A 15,508-nucleotide genomic window follows, 5' to 3' on the forward strand; every position below is an offset into this window, starting at 1 on the left:
CCGGCTGCCGGCGGGGTATCCCCGCCGGCCGGTCCGCGCCTCCGCCAGGATGGCATGCCGGCGGGGCGATCAGTAGCGGGGGAGCTGCTCACCCGGCGGTGAACTGTGCACGCCCGCACGGTACTTGGGGACCCGGAGGGTGATCTTCATGCCCGCGCCGACCCCCGTCTCGATCACCGGGCCGTACGCGTCCCCGTACACCTGCCGGATCCGCTCGTCCACGTTCGTCAGCCCGATGCCCGACGAGGAGCCACTGCGCTCCCCGGCCAGGATCCGGCGCAGCAGGGCCGGATCCATCCCGACCCCGTTGTCCTCGATGGTGATCACGGCCTCCGCACCCGCGTCCCGGGCGGCGATCGTGATCAGGCACTCCCCGGTGGTGTCCTCCAGCCCGTGCTTGACGGCGTTCTCCACCAGCGGCTGCAGGCACAGGAACGGCAGCGCCACCGGCAGCACCTCGGGCGCCACCTGGAGGGTCACCTTCAGCCGGTCCCCGAACCGGGCCCCGGCCAGGGCCAGGTACTGCTCGATGGAGCGCAGCTCCTCGGCGAGGGTGGTGAACTCGCCGTGCCGCCGGAAGGAGTAGCGCGTGAAGTCGGCGAACTCCAGCAGCAGGTCCCGGGCCCGCTCCGGATCGGTGCGCACGAACGAGGCTATCGCGGCGAGGGAGTTGAAGATGAAGTGCGGGGAGATCTGCGCCCGCAGCGCCTTGATCTCCGCCTCCATCAGTCGCGTCCGCGAGCGGTCCAGCTCGGACAGCTCCAGCTGGACGGAGACCCAGCGGGCGACCTCCGTCGCGGCCCGCACCAGCACCGCCGACTCGCGCGAACCGTACGCGACGAGCGCGCCCAGCATCCCGTCCTCGCCGGTGAGCGGGGCGACCACCGCCCACTTGAGCGGGCAGTCGGGGCGGGTGCACTCGGTCCGTACGCTCTGGCTGCGCCCCGAGTTCAGCATCACGGTGACCCGGGCCATCGCCCGCCGCTGGTGGTGGTCGGCGCCCGGGCCGTCCCAGGCCAGGACCGCATCCCGGTCCGTGAGGCACAGGGCCTCGGTGCCCAGCAGGGAGCGCAGCCGTCTGGCGGCCTTGCGGGCGGCGTCCTCGGTGAGCCCCGCGCGCAGCGGGGGAGCGGCGAGCGAGGCGGTGTGCAGGGTGTGGAAGGTGGCCCGCTCCACCGGGGTCCCGAGGTCCAGGCCGGTCGCCCGTTCGCCGCGCCGGGCGTGCCACCGGCCGGCGGCCCAGCCCAGGCCGAGCAGCAGGGCCGCACCCGCTGCCGCCAGAACCGCGAGCACCGCTCCGGTCACGGAGCACCGCCCACGCGGGTGCCGGATCCGGCACCGGCCCCGGTCACGCTTTCCGGCAGGTGCAGCCGGGCCAGGGTCGCCGCCGTTCCCGCCGGTACCCGCGACCGGGTGACCAGCGACACGAGCACCATCGTCAGGAACCCCAGCGGTACCGACCACGCCGCCGGCCACGCCAGCAGCGTGTGCACCCAGCCCGCCGGGGGCAGCCCCGCCCGCGTCGCCAGCACCGCGCCCAGCGCCGCCCCACCGCCCGTGACCAGCCCCGCCACCGCACCAGGCGGGGTCAGCCCGCGCCACCAGATGCCCAGCACCAGCAGCGGACAGAACGACGAGGCCGACACCGCGAAGGCCAGCCCCACCGCGTCCGCCACCGGCACGTCGGTCAGCGCCACGCTCCCGGCCAGCGGTACGAGCATCGCCACCAGCACCGCGAACCGGAACGTCCGCACCCCGCGGGCCGGCAGCACGTCCTGGTGCAGCACCCCGGCCACCGCCATGGTCAGCCCCGAAGCCGTCGACAGGAACGCCGCGAACGCGCCCCCGGCCAGCAGCGCCCCCAGCAGGTCGCCGAGCACCCCGCCCAGCATCCGCTCCGGCAGCACCAGCACCGCCGCGTCCGCGTCCCCGGTGAGGGCGAGCTCCGGCGCGTACGTGCGGCCGAGCACCCCGTACACCGGCGGCAGCAGGTAGAAGCAGCCGAGCAGCCCGAGCACCACGAGCGTGGTGCGCCGCGCGTCGCGGCCGTTGGGGCTCGTGTAGAAGCGCACGGCGACGTGGGGCAGGCCCATGGTGCCGAGGAAGGTGGCCAGCACCAGCCCGTACGTCGCGTACAGGCCGAGTGCCGGCCGGTCCCCGTCCAGCGGCTGGGACCAGCGGGAGGCGTCCGGCCCGGACGTCGCCCGGGTCTGCGGGACCCGGGTGTCCGGGGCGAACTCGAGCCGCGCGCGGGCCCGTACGGAGTGCTCCCCGGGTTGCAGCGTCAGCGGGGCCGCCGCGTACGTCCGCCCGTCCACCTGCCCGGTGACCTTCAGCGTCAGCGGCGCGTCCAGGGACAGCCGGACGTCCTCGGCGAGCGTGACGGCGGTGTGCTCGCGGAAGACCGCCGGGGCGTCGAACGAGGCCCGGGGCGCGCCGTCCCCGGCCCAGGCGGCGAGCAGGAAGAAGGCGGGCACCAGCAGCGCGGTGAGCTTGAGCCAGTACTGGAAGGCCTGCACGAAGGTGATGCTCCGCATCCCGCCGGCCGCGACGGCCGCGGTCACCACGAACGCGACGACCACCCCGCCCACCCAGTGCGGGGCGCCGGTCAGGATCTCCAGGGTCAGCCCGGCGCCCTGCAGCTGCGGCAGCAGGTACAGCCAGCCCACCCCGACCACGAACAGCACCGCGACGCGGCGCACCGCCTGCGACTCCAGCCGGGCCTCGGCGAAGTCGGGCAGCGTGTACGCCCCAGAGCGCCGCAGCGGGGCCGCCACCAGCGCGAGCAGCACCAGGTATCCGGCGGTGTAGCCGACCGGGTACCAGAGCATCTCGGGCCCCTGGAGCAGCACCAGCCCGGCCACTCCCAGGAAGGAGGCCGCGGAGAGGTACTCCCCGCTGATCGCGGCCGCGTTGAGCCGGGGCCCCACCGTCCGCGAGGCGACGTAGAAGTCGGAGGTGGTCCGCGATATCCGCAGGCCCAGCGCGCCGACCAGCACCGTGACCAGGACGACGACGGTGACCGCGGTCAGCGCGTACGTCTGGTTCACCGGCCGGTCCTTCGCCGCGGGGATGCAAGGGGGTACCGGAGTCTACGCACGCCCGCCGACCGGGCAACAGGCGTGATCCCGGCCGATCCCGCCCGTTCCCACCGGCCGAAAAGGGGCGTCGGCGTCAGCGGGCGGGGTCGCGGTGCTCCGCGCAGTCCCGCAGGGCGATCTCCAGTTCCACGTACGAATCCTCGGCGCGCCGGAACGCGAGGGTCAGGGCCGCCTCCGCACGGGGCGGCAGCTGCTGCCGGACCCCCTCGTTGGCCTCGTACAGTACGTCGGCCCAGCGCGCGGCGGCGCTGCGCAGCCGGGCGATCAGCACCTCGGCCTCGGCGGGGCCGGCGGGCGGGGTCCTGGGCAGTACGGCCAGCGCGTCGAGCAGCGCCTGGATCTCGGCCATCCGCACCCCCCGCTCGTTCCGGCCTGTTCCTTCCGGACCGGCGGCTCCACGATAGGTGCGGGCGGGGCCGGCCGCGGGCGCCGGAGCCCGCCCTGCGACCGACGGCGGCAGCGGGGCGCCGTACGTCCCTTGCGGTGCGACGAACGGCGCCCCGGCACGCCGGACGGTCGGCGCGCCCGCCGGACGGCCGCCTGGCCGCCTGGCCGCGTGGCCGTGCGGCTGTCCGGTCGCGCGGCTATCCGGTCGCCTGGCGCATGAGCAGGTCCCGCAGCTGCCGGGCGTGGCGGCGGCTGACCTGGAGCTCGGCCGATCCGACGCGGACGCTGGTGGTGCCGGCGTCGAGCCGGAGCTCGTCGATCCGGCCCAGCGCCACCAGGTGGCGGCGGTGGATGCGGACGAACCCGCGGGCCGCCCAGCGCTCCTCCAGCGTGGAGAGGGGGATGCGGACCAGGTGGCTGCCCTCGTCGGTGTGCAGCCGGGCGTAGTCGCCCTGGGCTTCGACGTACGCGATGTCGGCGATCGCCACGAACCGGGTGACGCCGCCCAGTTCGACGGCGATCTGGTCCGCGGTGCGGTCGGCGACGGTGACCTCGGGGGTGGGGCGGCGCTGGACGGGCACGACCGGACCGGCCGGTTCCGTTGGCTCGGGCAGCAGCGCGGCGGCCCGGCCGAGCTGGGCGCAGGCCCGCCGGACGGCCTCGGCGAGCCGCTCCGGGCGGACGGGCTTGAGTACGTAGTCCACGGCCTTGAGGTCGAAGGCCTGTACGGCGAACCCCTCGTGGGCGGTGACGAACACGATCAGCGGCGGCTGGGCGAACCCGGCCAGCAGCCGGGCGATGTCGAGGCCGGTCAGCCCCGCCATGTGGATGTCGAGGAAGACCACGTCGATGCCGTCGGGCCCGTCCGGGCCGGTCTCCAGGGCCCGGGTGATCCGCCGCAGGGCCTCGGTGGCGTCCGAGGCGCCCTCGGCGCTCAGCACCCGGGGGTCGGAGCGCAGCAGGTAGAGCAGTTCCTCGAGGAGTGGTTTCTCGTCGTCGACGGCCAGTACGCGCAGCATGCGGTGGAGTCTATGGACGAGTGCGCCAGGGCGGAACGGTGCGCGGCCCGCCTGCCGGGGGGAGGGGGCAGGGGGCCGCGCGGTTCGGGAGTGGGGGGGAGGAGGAGCGGATCAGGACGTGGTGATCAGCTTGCCGTCGGGGGAGACCGCGTACCAGGTGCCGCCGACGCCCTGGCCGTTGATGTCACCGGGCTTCTTGTCACCCGTGAAGGTGTAGACGGGCCAGCAGTCGATCGCCTGCTGCTTCATGCCGTCGGGGCGGTCCAGGACGGAGTAGCCCTTCTCCACGATGCCCTTGGCGTTCGCCTTGTCCACCGGGGCCACCACCGGCCACTTGGCCACGCAGTCGCCCGTGCAGTTGGAGGCCATCGGCCAGGCGGTGTCCTTCTTGAAGCGGTAGACCGTCATCCCGTTGCCGTCGACGATGTGGTCGCCGAGCTTGGGGTCCTTGGCCACGGTCAGTGCGCCCGAGGCCTGGCCCGCACCGGCGGGGGCGGCGGGGGCGGCGGCGGCCTTCGCGGCCTTCTTGCCGTCGGGGGCGAAGGCGAACCAGGTCCCGCCGACGCCCTGCCCGTTGGTCTCACCCGCCTTGGTGTCCTTGCTGTAGCGGTACACGGGCCAGCCGGCCACCGTCAGCTGCTTGCTGCCGTCCGCGCGGACGACCTCGCCGAGCAGCGCCGGGTCCATGCCCGCGGCGGCGGTGGCGTCGCCGGCCGCGACCACCGGCCAGGTCTTCGCGCAGTCCCCTTCGCAGTTGGACTTCGGCGGCTTGGCGGTGTCCTTGTCGAAGCGGTAGAGGGTGAAGCCGGCGCTGTCGGCGAGGACCGGGCCGAGCTGCTCGTTCTGGGCGATCGCCAGCTGGCCCGCGGCCTTGGCGCCCGATTCGGAGGCGGTCCCCGCACCTGCGGCGGATCCCGCGCCGTAGTCGGAGCCGTAGTCGCCGGCTCCGGAAGCGGGAGCCTGGGATGCGGCGCCGGCCGGCTTCGCGGCGCCGGCCTTGGTGTCGTCCCCGCCGCAGGCCGTCGCCGTCAGGGCGACGACAACTGCCACGGCCGCCAGGGTGGTTCCGCGCTTGATGCCCATCTTGATCTCTCCCACGTGTGGTGTCTCCGTGTCCGCCGCCCGTTTCCGGTGCGTCGGCAACTCTGCGAAGGACACGCCCTGTCGGGGTCGATCTGTTCAAGCGGATTCCTGTGGGCTGTTTCACTCACCCGGCATCGAACCCGGCCCGCCGCAGAGCCGTGACCACAGCGAGGCCGAGGACCTGGTGTCCGGTGTCGTTGGGGTGCAGCCCGTCCGCCAGGTGCTCAGGACCGAGCAGGTCACGGCCCTGCAGCAGGGCCAGGCGGTCGTCCCCGGCGGTGATCCGGTCGCGGGTGGCCCGCTCCATCGCATCGCGCAGGGCGCCCAGGGTGGCGCCGAGCCGGTTCGGGGTGCGTTCGGCGTCGGGCCGCAGCACGGGGGAGACCAGCAGCAGCGGCGTCCGGGGGTGCCCCTGGCGGACCAGGTCGAGGAACGCGCGGGTGGTCTCGTACAGCAGTGGCGCCGAAAACGGCACGCGGGACCAGCAGTTGGTGCCGAAGGCGAGGGTGAGGGCGTCGGCGGGGAGACCGGCGATCTGCTCGGCGGTGGCGAGCTCCCCGCGCGCGGCACCCGCGTACCCGAGGTTGACGGTGTCCCACCCGAGCGCCCGGCCGGCGACGGCGGGCCAGCCGTGGGCGGGCCGGGTGGACCACCAGCCCTCGGTGATCGAGTCGCCGTGCACCACCCAGCGCGGTGCGGGCGGCGCCGGGGCCACGGAGCCGCCGATCCCGCGCAGGCCGAGGATCAGCGGGGACTGCCCCTCGGGCGGGTGCAGGGTGAACGGGCCTGGCCCGCCCGGGAGTTCGATGCGTACGACGGCCTCCACGGCCGGTTCGGTCCACACCTCCCGGACCACCCCGTGGCGGTCCCACAGGGCGAAGCCGTGCGCGAGGTCGCGCAGCGCGTCGGTGGGGCCGGGCACGGTCGCCCGGTAGCGGATCTCCACCGCACGGGCCGCCTGCGCCGTGAACTCCAGACGCACCCCTATCGGCAGAGTGGCCCGCTCGCCGGTGTCCCAGGGCAGCCGCATGCTGTCCGCCGGGTCGGCCCGTACGGGACGCCCCTTGTCCAGCCAGGCGACTCCGCGCAGGAACGGCCCCGGGTCCAGCCAGTGCGTGGCGGTGCTCTCGGCGTTCACTGCGCGCCTCCGGTCGTCGGTGGGTCTCGGATCCGGAGGGGGTCCGCGCCCCTCGGTGCCACCGCGTTCACCCGTACCCCGGACGGGCCCGGTTCACCGCCGCGGAGCGCAACCGTGAGATCGGGCCGGCCAGGGCGGCATGCTGCGGCAGATCTGACGAGGTGTCAATAAAGGGGGATGAGGATGCCGGGCGCACCGATCGATCATCCGTGCGCAACAAAGGACCATCCGGGACAGATCCGCGCAACGATCGTGCGGCAATGTGCAAGGATGGTGCATTACGGGCGGTATCAATCAGCTCGTAGGCTCACTCGCTGTACGTGGAGTGGCGTGGACCGCCTGCTCGGCGGTCCTCCCCATGCCCAGGCTCTTGTCTGTGTCCTGCTCCGGACCGCTGCGGTCGATGCCTCAGTCCCCATCCGCAGTGTCTAAGGAGTCCCCTCGTGCTCGAAACCGGCCAGGCGCCACCGCTCGCCTCCGAGCCCCGCAAGCCTGTGAACCCGCTGCTGCGCCGCAAGCCGGTCGAGCAGATGGTCGCCGAGGGAGGCCAGGGCGAGGGCGGCACGCTGCGCCGCTCGCTCACCATGTGGCAGCTGACCATGATCAGCATCGGAGCCACCCTGGGCACCGGCATCTTCGTCGTCCTCGGCGAGGCGGCCCCCAAGGCCGGCCCGGCCGTGACGATCTCCTTCATCATCGCGGGCCTGACCGCGCTCTTCTCGGCCCTCTCCTACGCGGAGCTGGCCGGATCGGTGCCGGTCTCCGGCTCCTCTTACTCGTACTCGTACGTCACCATGGGCGAGTTCATCGCCTGGGTCTGCGGCTGGTGCCTGGTCCTGGAGTACGCCGTCTCGGTCTCCGCGGTCGCCGTCGGCTGGGGCCAGTACCTCAACGAGCTCCTCGACGGGACCATAGGCATCACCCTCCCGGAGAAGCTCTCCGCCGCCCCGCTGGGCGACGGCGGCTTCATCAACCTGCCGTCGCTGGTCGTCGTCCTGCTCGCCATGGTCTTCCTGATGCGCGGTGCCAAGGAGAGCGCCCGCATCAACACGATCATGGTCGTCGTGAAGATCGTCACCCTGGTGCTCTTCATCGGCATCGGCGTCATGGGCATCAAGTCCGGCAACTACGCCCCGCTGGCCCCGCTCGGCGTCACCGGCATCAGCGCCGCCGCCTCCACGCTGTTCTTCTCGTACATCGGCTTCGACGCCGCCTCCACCGCCGGTGAGGAAGCCAAGAACCCGAAGAAGGACCTGCCCCGCGCGATCATGCTGTCGCTCGGCATCGTCACCGTCCTCTACGTCCTCGTCGCCTTCGTCGCCGTCGGCGCCATGCCGTGGCAGGACTTCGAGGGCACCGAGGCTGCGCTCGCCCAGATCATGACCGACGTCACGGGCCACAGCGTCTGGGGCGTCGTCCTCGCCGCCGGCGCCGTCGTCGCCATCGCCTCCGTCGTCTTCGCCGTCCTCTACGGCCAGACCCGCATCCTCTTCGCGATGTCCCGCGACGGCCTCGTGCCCAAGGTCTTCGCCAAGGTCGACGAGAAGAGCGGCGCCCCCCGCGCCAACGTGCTGATCGTCTCCCTCTTCTGCGGCGCCCTGGCGGCGTTCATCCCCCTGGGTGAGCTCGCCAACGCGACCAGCATCGGCACCCTCTTCGCCTTCGCCCTGGTCAACGTCGCCGTCGTCATCCTGCGCCGCACCAAGCCCGACATGCCGCGCACCTTCAAGGTGGCGCTGTTCCCGGTCACGCCGATCCTCGGCTTCATCGCCTGCGCCTACATGATGTACAGCCTGCCGGTCGCCACGTGGGTCGCGTTCGGTGGCTGGATGGCCGCCGGCCTCGTGGTCTACTTCCTGTACGGCATCCGCCGCTCCCGCCTGGCCACGGAAGACGTGGCCGCAGCAGAAAAGTGATCCACCCGCAGTGCGACTGAACGATCTCGACGAACGCATCGTGCACGCCCTCGCCGAGGACGCCCGCCGCTCCTACGCGGACATCGGCTCCGAGGTCGGACTCTCGGCCCCGGCCGTGAAGCGACGCGTGGACCGGCTGCGGGCCGAGGGAGCCATCACCGGCTTCACCGTCCGCGTCGACCCCGCCGCCATGGGCTGGGAGACCGAGGGCTTCATCGAGATCTACTGTCGCCACAACACCTCGCCGGACGACATCCGGCGGGGGTTGGAGCGGTACCCGGAGGTGGTGTCCGCGTCGACCGTCACCGGCGACGCGGACGCCCTCGTCCAGATCTTCGCCTCCGACATGCGCCACTTCGAGCGGGTGCTCGAGCGCATCGCCGGCGAGCCCTTCGTGGAGCGCACCAAATCGGTGCTCGTCCTCTCCCCGCTGCTGCGCCGCTTCACCTCGGGCGCGCCTGCATAAGGCCCGGCTACGCCCTCGTGCCGGCCTCAGCGGTGTGCGCGGGGCCCAGCAGGGCCCGGCGTTCCTCTTCGGTCAGCCCGCCCCACACCCCGAACGGCTCGCGGGTCCGCAGCGCGTGCTCCAGGCACGCGGCACGCACCGGGCAGACGGCACACACCCGCTTCGCGGCCTCGTCGCGGCCCTCCCGCTCCTCGCCCCGCTCGCCGGCCGGGTGGTAGAAGCGTCCGGGGCCCAGGTTCCGGCAGGCCGCCCGTAGCTGCCACTGCCAGTGATGGTGCGCGGCGCCGGGCAGGCGGGAGACGTCGGTCATGGCAGTTCCTTTCGCTGTCCTCGGCATGACCTCGCGTGTGACCGCTCTGCGCCCCCTGAAACCTGCCGTTTCGCCCCTGCCGGCGCAGCCCTCCGGTCAGACCCCGGCGTCCGGGGTGCGCAGCCCGATGAAGAGCGGCCGGCGGCGCAGCGTGAATCCCATCGACTCGTAGAGCGCGATCGCCCCGGTGTTGTCCGCCGCGGCGTGCAGGAACGGGCGATCGCCGCGCTCCCGGATCCCGGCGGCCACCGCCCGGATCAGCCGGCCCGCGAGCCCCTTGCCCCGGTGGTCCGGGTGCGTGCACACCGCGCTGATCTCCGACCAGCCCGGCGGCCGCATCCGTTCCCCGGCCATCGCGACGAGCCGGCCCTCGTGCCGGATCCCGAGGTACGTGCCCAGCTCGACGGTGCGTGACAGGAACGGCCCCGGTTTCGTGAGGTCGACCAGCTCCCGCATCTCCGGTACGTCGGCAGGCCCCAGCAGGACCGCTTCGGGCGCGGCCTCGGCCCGTACCGCCCCGCCGTCCAGCTGTACGCCCGGTATCGAGGCCGTCGTCGTCCACCCCGCGGGCGGGGTCGGCAGCCCGGTGACCCAGACGGGGGCGCCGGGCCCGGCCAGCGCGGCCAGATCGGCCCAGGCCCGCGGGTCGTCCGGGTCCGCGAGCGCGGCGAACGGCGAGGCCTCCGCGACGTACCGGGCCGCGAGGCCGGCGGGCCCGGTCTCGGCGAAGGCACGACTCGGGCCGCTCAGAGCGGCCCAGACCGGATTGTCGAGTACGTGGACGGGCGTGGCCGTGCCGGTGTCGGGCGACATGGGGTGGCGGACTCCTTCCCTCGGTAGCGGCCGCAGGCCCGTCCACCAGCTCCTTGACGGCCCCGCGCACCGCCACGAGACTGCTGGTGACGACGGTCATGAGGGTCAGCGTCCGCCGAGGGCCGGTTTATGCCCCGGCCGCCGTGCAGAGCGGCCGACGGCCCCGCGCAACGAATCTCCGTACCCGCTGCGAAACACGCAACGAATCGATGCGCTGAGCGCAACAGTCATGGCTTGTCGGGGTCGAACGGGTGAACGTACCTTCAATAGGACCCACTCCCCTCCTGCCACAGAGGTACGCCCATGCCCCCGCTGCGCACCGCCCTCCTCCAGAGCTCCGGACGGCTCGGCGACACCGCCGAGAACCTGAAGGCGCTCGACGAGGCTGTGGAGCGCGCCGCACAGGCGGGTGCCGGACTCCTCGTGACCTCGGAGATGTTCCTGACCGGCTACGCGCTGGAGGTCCAGGACATCGCCGCCCTCGCCGAGGCGGCCGACGGCATGTCGGCCCGCGCCATCGGCGAGATCGCCCGCCGCCACGGGGTCGCCGTCCTGTACGGCTACCCGGAGCGCGAGGGCGAGACGGTGTACAACGCGGCCCAGCTCGTCGGCCCGGACGGGGTCCGGCTGGCGAACTACCGCAAGACCCACCTGTTCGGCTGCTTCGAGCAGGACGCCTTCACCCCCGGCGACACCCCCGTCGTCCAGGCGGAGCTGAACGGCCTCCGCATCGGCATCATGATCTGCTACGACGTGGAGTTCCCGGAGAACGTCCGCTCCCACGCCCTGGCCGGCACCGACCTCCTCCTGGTGCCGACCGCGCAGATGCACCCCTTCCAGTTCGTCGCCGAACAGCTCGTCCCCGTACGGGCCTTCGAGAACCAGATGTACATCGCGTACGTCAACCGCACCGGTCCGGAAGGCGAGTTCGAGTTCGTCGGACTCAGCTGCCTGGCGAGCCCCGACGGGGTCACCCGGACCAGGGCCGGCCGCGGTGAGGAGCTGGTGATCGGCGAGGCCGACCCCGAGCTGCTGGCCGCCTCGCGCGAGAACAACCCGTACCTGCGCGACCGCCGCCCCGGGCTCTACGCCTCCCTCGTCTGAGTCCCGCCAGCGCCCTCCCCCCTGCCCCACCCCCGCAAGGAGCCGTACCCCATGACGTCCACGGTGCCCACCACCGCCGTCCCGCACAGCGACGGACAGCCGCCGATCACCATGTTCGGGCCGGACTTCCCGTACGCGTACGACGACTTCCTGGCCCACCCTGCGGGCCTGGGCCAGGTCCCGGCGACCGAGTTCGGCACCGAGGTCGCGGTCATCGGCGGCGGCCTGTCCGGCATCATCTCGGCGTACGAGCTGATGAAGATGGGCCTCAAGCCCGTCGTGTACGAGGCCGACCAGATCGGCGGCCGGCTGCGCACCGTCGGCTTCGAGGGCGCCGGCACCGAGGGCCTGACCGCGGAGATGGGCGCCATGCGCTTCCCGCCGTCCTCCACCGCGCTCCAGCACTACATCGACCTCGTCGGCCTGGTCACCGAGCCCTTCCCGAACCCGCTCGCCGACGCGACCCCCTCGACGGTCGTCGACCTCAAGGGCGAGACGCACTACGCCGAGACCATCGCCGACCTCCCGCAGATCTACCGCGACGTCGCCGACGCGTGGAACGCCTGCCTCGACGAGGGCGCCGACTTCTCCGACATGAACCAGGCGATGCGCGAGCGGGACGTCCCGCGCATCCGCGAGATCTGGGCGAAGCTCGTCGAGAAGCTCGACGACGAGACCTTCTACGGCTTCCTCTGCAAGTCCGAGGCCTTCCAGTCCTTCCGCAAGCGCGAGATCTTCGGCCAGGTCGGCTTCGGCACGGGCGGCTGGGACACCGACTTCCCGAACTCCATCCTGGAGATCCTCCGCGTCGTCTACACCGAGGCGGACGACCACCACCGCGGCATCGTCGGCGGCTCGCAGCAGCTGCCGGTGCGCCTGTGGGAGCGCGAGCCCGAGAAGATCGTCCACTGGGCCCAGGGCACCTCGCTGTCCTCCCTGCACGACGGCACCCCGCGTCCGGCGGTGACCCGCCTGCACCGCACGGCCGGCAACCGCATCACGGTCACCGACGCCGACGGCGACATCCGTACGTACCGTGCCGCGATCTTCACGGCCCAGTCCTGGATGCTGCTGTCGAAGATCGCGTGCGACGACACGCTCTTCCCGATCGACCACTGGACGGCGATCGAGCGCACCCACTACATGGAGAGCTCGAAGCTCTTCATCCCGGTGGACCGCCCGTTCTGGCTGGACAAGGACGAGGAGACGGGCCGCGACGTCATGTCGATGACCCTCACGGACCGCATGACGCGCGGCACGTACCTCCTGGACAACGGCCCGGACCAGCCGGCCGTCATCTGCCTCTCGTACACCTGGTGCGACGACAGCCTGAAGTGGCTGCCGCTGTCCGCGAACGAGCGGATGGAGGTCATGCTGAAGTCCCTCGGCGAGATCTACCCGAAGGTCGACATCCGCCGCCACATCATCGGCAACCCGGTGACCGTGTCGTGGGAGAACGAGCCCTACTTCATGGGCGCGTTCAAGGCCAACCTGCCGGGCCACTACCGCTACCAGCGGCGCCTGTTCACCCACTTCATGCAGGACCGCCTCCCCGAGGACAAGCGCGGCATCTTCCTCGCGGGCGACGACATCTCCTGGACGGCGGGCTGGGCCGAGGGCGCGGTCCAGACGGCGCTGAACGCGGTCTGGGGCGTCATGCACCACCTGGGCGGCTCCACGGACGCCACCAACCCGGGCCCGGGCGACCTCTACGACGAGATCGCCCCGGTCGAACTCCCGGAGGACTGACCCACCCGGTCCCTCCGGCCCCATGACCACGGGCCGCCCCCGCGCCACGAGCGCGGCGGCGGCCCGTTTTCATGCCCCGGCTCAGGAGGTCGGCGTCAGGAGGCAGCGGCCGACCAGGCCGACGCCGGCGTCGAGCGAATCCGTGAACTCCTCCGCCAGTTCGGGGGAGCGGCGCAGGGTCCACAGCAGGCGGGCCGCCGACCAGGCGGCGCCCCGGGCCCGGTCCAGGCTCCACGAGCCGAGCAGGTGCGTCAGCGGGTCGGCGACCTCCAGCAGGTCCGGGCCCGGCATGAGGTCCTCCCGGATGTGCTCCTCCAGGCAGACCAGGGTGTCGCCGACCCGGTCGAAGTCCGCCTCCAGGGCCCGCGGTTCGCAGTCCAGCGCCCGGCAGGTGGCCACCACCGCCAGCGCGAGGTCGTGCCCGATGTGCGCGTTGATCCCGGCCAGCGCGTGCTGCAGCGGGCGGATCCCCGGGTGACGGCGGTACTGCAGCAGCGGCCGCCAGCACGCCGGGGCCCGGTCGGCCTCCACCGCCGTCAGGTACCGCTCCGCGAACCGTACGCTGAGCGCCTCCGCCCGCCGCGGCGCGGGGAACTCCCCGTGGGAGATGCGGGCGTGCAGCGTCTCCGTCACCGTCAGGTACACCCGGTTGAAGACGGCGACACCGTCCTGCGCGGGGAGCCGCTCGTCCAGGGCGCGCATCCGCGCGAGCACCGCTTCCATGGGAGGCAGCGTCCCAGCCGGCGGTGCGGATCCGGGGAACTTGGCCGTGTGCTTCCCCGGTTCGGGCGAACCCGGCTCAGGAACGCGTGTCCCGCGCGGCCGTTTCCCCGCCCGCGCCGCCCTCGCCCGCACCGCCCGCACCCTACGCCGACGTGCCCGCGTCGAGCAGCGGCTCCCGGGTCTCCAGGTGGGCGGGCGCGAAGTACCGCAGCGTGTGGTACCCCGTGATCACGACGATCGTGCCGAGCGCGATACCGCCCAGCTCGAAGCCGTCCGTCAGGTGCAGCTCCACGCCGCCGACGCCGATGACGGTGCCCGCCGCGGCCGGCACCAGGTGCAGCGGATTGCGCAGGTCCACCCCGCCGCTCGCCCGGATCGCCGCCGCGACGCCCACGAAGGAGAGCGAGCAGCCCAGGTACGAGGGGACCCGCCCGCGCGTGGCGAGCAGGAAGATCGCTTCGCGAAGGTTACGGCCGGATGCCTGCCGGTTCGTCCCGCTCTGCGGGCGCGGGGCCCGCGGTCACCGGCTTCTGCCGCAGTACGGCCGCCCCTGCGATCAGCGCGAACGCGAGCAGGGTGACCAGCCCGAAGGACACCACGAGCGAGGTCGCGTCCGCCACCGCACCGATCGCCGACGGCGCGATCAGTCCCGACGTGTACGTGATCGTCGCGACGCCCGCGATGGCCTGCGCCGGGGCCGGTCCGCTGCGCGCGGCTGCCGCGAAGGCCAGCGGGACCACCACCGCGATGCCGAGTCCGATCAGGCCGAAGCCCGCCAGTGCCGCGGCCGGGTGGCGGACCGTCACCACCAGCAGCCCGCCCGCGGTGGCCAGTACCCCGCCGGCCCGCACCGTGCGCACCGGCCCGAACCGGTCCACCACCCGGTCCCCGGCGAGCCGGGCGACGGCCATGGTGAGCGCGAACGCCGTGGTGGAGGCGGCGGCGAGACCGGCATCCGTGTCCAGGACGTCGCGCAGGTAGACCGCGGACCAGTCCAGGCTCGCGCCCTCCGCGAAGACGGCGCAGAACCCGATCGCGCCGATCAGCAGGGCGGACTTCGGGGGCAGCGCGAAATGCGGCGGCGCCTCGGCCCCCGCGGCGCTGCGCAGGTCCAGCACCCCCCGTACGGCGACCAGCCCGGCCGCGGTCAGGGCGAGCGCGGCGAAGAGGTGGTGCAGCCGGGCGTCGGCACCGGCATGGGCGGCGACCGTGCCCGCCGCCGAACCCAGCAGCGCGCCCACGCTCCACATGCCGTGCAGCGAGGACATGATCGAGCGGCCGAGCCGGTTCTCGGTCTCCACGCCCAGCGCGTTCATCGCCACGTCCGACATCCCGGAGGTGGCGCCGTAGACGAAGAGGGCGCAGCACAGCGTGGCCAGGTTCGGCGCCAGGCTCGGCAGGATCAGGGACAGGGTCCACAGCGCCAGCAGCGCGCGCAGCGCGGTGCGGGCCCCGAAGCGGTGGTTGATCCGGCCGGCCAGCGGCATCGCGAGCGCCGCGCCCAGGGCGGGGAAGGCGAGGGCGAGGCCCAGGGTGCCCGCGCTGAGCTGGGCGTGGTCCTGGATCCAGGGGATGCGGGTGGCGAAGGAGCCGGTGACGGCCCCGTGGGCGCAGAAGACGGCGGCGATGGCGAAGCGGGCCCGGCGCAGGCGCGCCGGGCCGAGGTCTGTTTCCCCTGTCATGGCATTAAACTATCAGG

General features: G+C 73.1%; 14 protein-coding genes and 1 pseudogene. 4 read left to right on the top strand and 11 right to left on the bottom strand.

Features of this window, described 5'->3' with window-relative positions; all coding sequences use genetic code 11:
• Positions 1-69 precede the first annotated feature (69 nt).
• From AB5J51_RS31820 to AB5J51_RS31845, 6 genes are all read right to left on the bottom strand, one after another.
• Positions 70-1,305, bottom strand: coding sequence for a sensor histidine kinase (locus AB5J51_RS31820; protein ID WP_053788957.1), 1,236 nt, complete (start codon positions 1,303-1,305; stop codon positions 70-72).
• Positions 1,302-3,050: a cation acetate symporter gene (locus AB5J51_RS31825; RefSeq protein WP_369779188.1), complete on the bottom strand. Its 1,749-nt coding sequence runs from the start codon at positions 3,048-3,050 to the stop codon at positions 1,302-1,304. Before AB5J51_RS31825 ends, AB5J51_RS31820 begins: the two co-directional genes overlap by 4 nt.
• A 124-nt stretch (positions 3,051-3,174) precedes the next feature.
• Entirely contained in the window at positions 3,175-3,450 is a 276-nt protein-coding gene (locus AB5J51_RS31830) for a hypothetical protein (protein ID WP_053788959.1), read from the bottom strand.
• Between the two features lie 235 nt (positions 3,451-3,685).
• Positions 3,686-4,507 carry a LytR/AlgR family response regulator transcription factor gene (locus tag AB5J51_RS31835; RefSeq protein WP_369779189.1) on the bottom strand — a complete coding sequence of 274 codons (822 nt, stop codon included), beginning with the start codon at positions 4,505-4,507 and terminating at the stop codon, positions 3,686-3,688.
• 111 nt (positions 4,508-4,618) lie between these two features.
• Positions 4,619-5,590, bottom strand: coding sequence for an SCO0930 family lipoprotein (locus AB5J51_RS31840; protein ID WP_369780344.1), 972 nt, complete (start codon positions 5,588-5,590; stop codon positions 4,619-4,621).
• 124 nt (positions 5,591-5,714) lie between these two features.
• A complete protein-coding gene (locus AB5J51_RS31845; RefSeq protein ID WP_369779190.1) occupies positions 5,715-6,728 on the bottom strand; it encodes a GDSL-type esterase/lipase family protein in 1,014 nt (337 codons plus the stop codon).
• A 443-nt stretch (positions 6,729-7,171) separates the two neighbouring features.
• On the opposite strand from AB5J51_RS31845, the gene AB5J51_RS31850 reads away from it, so the two are divergent.
• Positions 7,172-8,644 (top strand): amino acid transporter, encoded by a 1,473-nt coding sequence (locus AB5J51_RS31850; RefSeq protein ID WP_369779191.1) that lies wholly within the window; start codon positions 7,172-7,174, stop codon positions 8,642-8,644.
• Positions 8,645-8,654: 10 nt separating this feature from the next.
• Positions 8,655-9,110: an Lrp/AsnC family transcriptional regulator gene (locus AB5J51_RS31855; RefSeq protein ID WP_030027017.1), complete on the top strand. Its 456-nt coding sequence runs from the start codon at positions 8,655-8,657 to the stop codon at positions 9,108-9,110.
• 7 nt (positions 9,111-9,117) lie between these two features.
• On the opposite strand, the gene AB5J51_RS31860 is transcribed toward AB5J51_RS31855, so the two are convergent.
• Positions 9,118-9,420 carry a WhiB family transcriptional regulator gene (locus AB5J51_RS31860; protein ID WP_136224342.1) on the bottom strand — a complete coding sequence of 101 codons (303 nt, stop codon included), beginning with the start codon at positions 9,418-9,420 and terminating at the stop codon, positions 9,118-9,120.
• A gap of 96 nt (positions 9,421-9,516) precedes the next feature.
• On the bottom strand, positions 9,517-10,233 hold the full coding sequence (locus tag AB5J51_RS31865; protein ID WP_369779192.1) for a GNAT family N-acetyltransferase: 717 nt from the start codon (positions 10,231-10,233) through the stop codon (positions 9,517-9,519).
• 303 nt (positions 10,234-10,536) lie between these two features.
• On the opposite strand from AB5J51_RS31865, the gene AB5J51_RS31870 reads away from it, so the two are divergent.
• Together AB5J51_RS31870 and AB5J51_RS31875 are read left to right on the top strand one after the other, a co-directional pair.
• A complete protein-coding gene (locus AB5J51_RS31870; RefSeq protein ID WP_053788965.1) occupies positions 10,537-11,337 on the top strand; it encodes a carbon-nitrogen hydrolase family protein in 801 nt (266 codons plus the stop codon).
• A gap of 51 nt (positions 11,338-11,388) precedes the next feature.
• The gene (locus AB5J51_RS31875; RefSeq protein ID WP_053788966.1) at positions 11,389-13,086 is read left to right on the top strand and encodes an NAD(P)/FAD-dependent oxidoreductase; all 1,698 of its coding nucleotides are present in this window, start codon (positions 11,389-11,391) and stop codon (positions 13,084-13,086) included.
• A gap of 81 nt (positions 13,087-13,167) precedes the next feature.
• Here AB5J51_RS31875 and AB5J51_RS31880 read toward each other — a convergent pair whose 3' ends face one another.
• The 3 genes and pseudogenes from AB5J51_RS31880 to AB5J51_RS31890 form a co-directional block, all read right to left on the bottom strand.
• On the bottom strand, positions 13,168-13,809 hold the full coding sequence (locus tag AB5J51_RS31880; RefSeq protein ID WP_133898597.1) for a DUF5995 family protein: 642 nt from the start codon (positions 13,807-13,809) through the stop codon (positions 13,168-13,170).
• A 142-nt stretch (positions 13,810-13,951) separates the two neighbouring features.
• Positions 13,952-14,170: pseudogene (locus AB5J51_RS31885) on the bottom strand (nitrate reductase); the annotation flags it as partial.
• A gap of 106 nt (positions 14,171-14,276) precedes the next feature.
• Positions 14,277-15,491, bottom strand: coding sequence for an MFS transporter (locus AB5J51_RS31890; RefSeq protein WP_369779193.1), 1,215 nt, complete (start codon positions 15,489-15,491; stop codon positions 14,277-14,279).
• Positions 15,492-15,508 lie beyond the last annotated feature (17 nt).

The organism is Streptomyces sp. R33 (assembly GCF_041200175.1).
Classification (GTDB): Bacteria; Actinomycetota; Actinomycetes; order Streptomycetales; family Streptomycetaceae; genus Streptomyces; species Streptomyces katrae_B.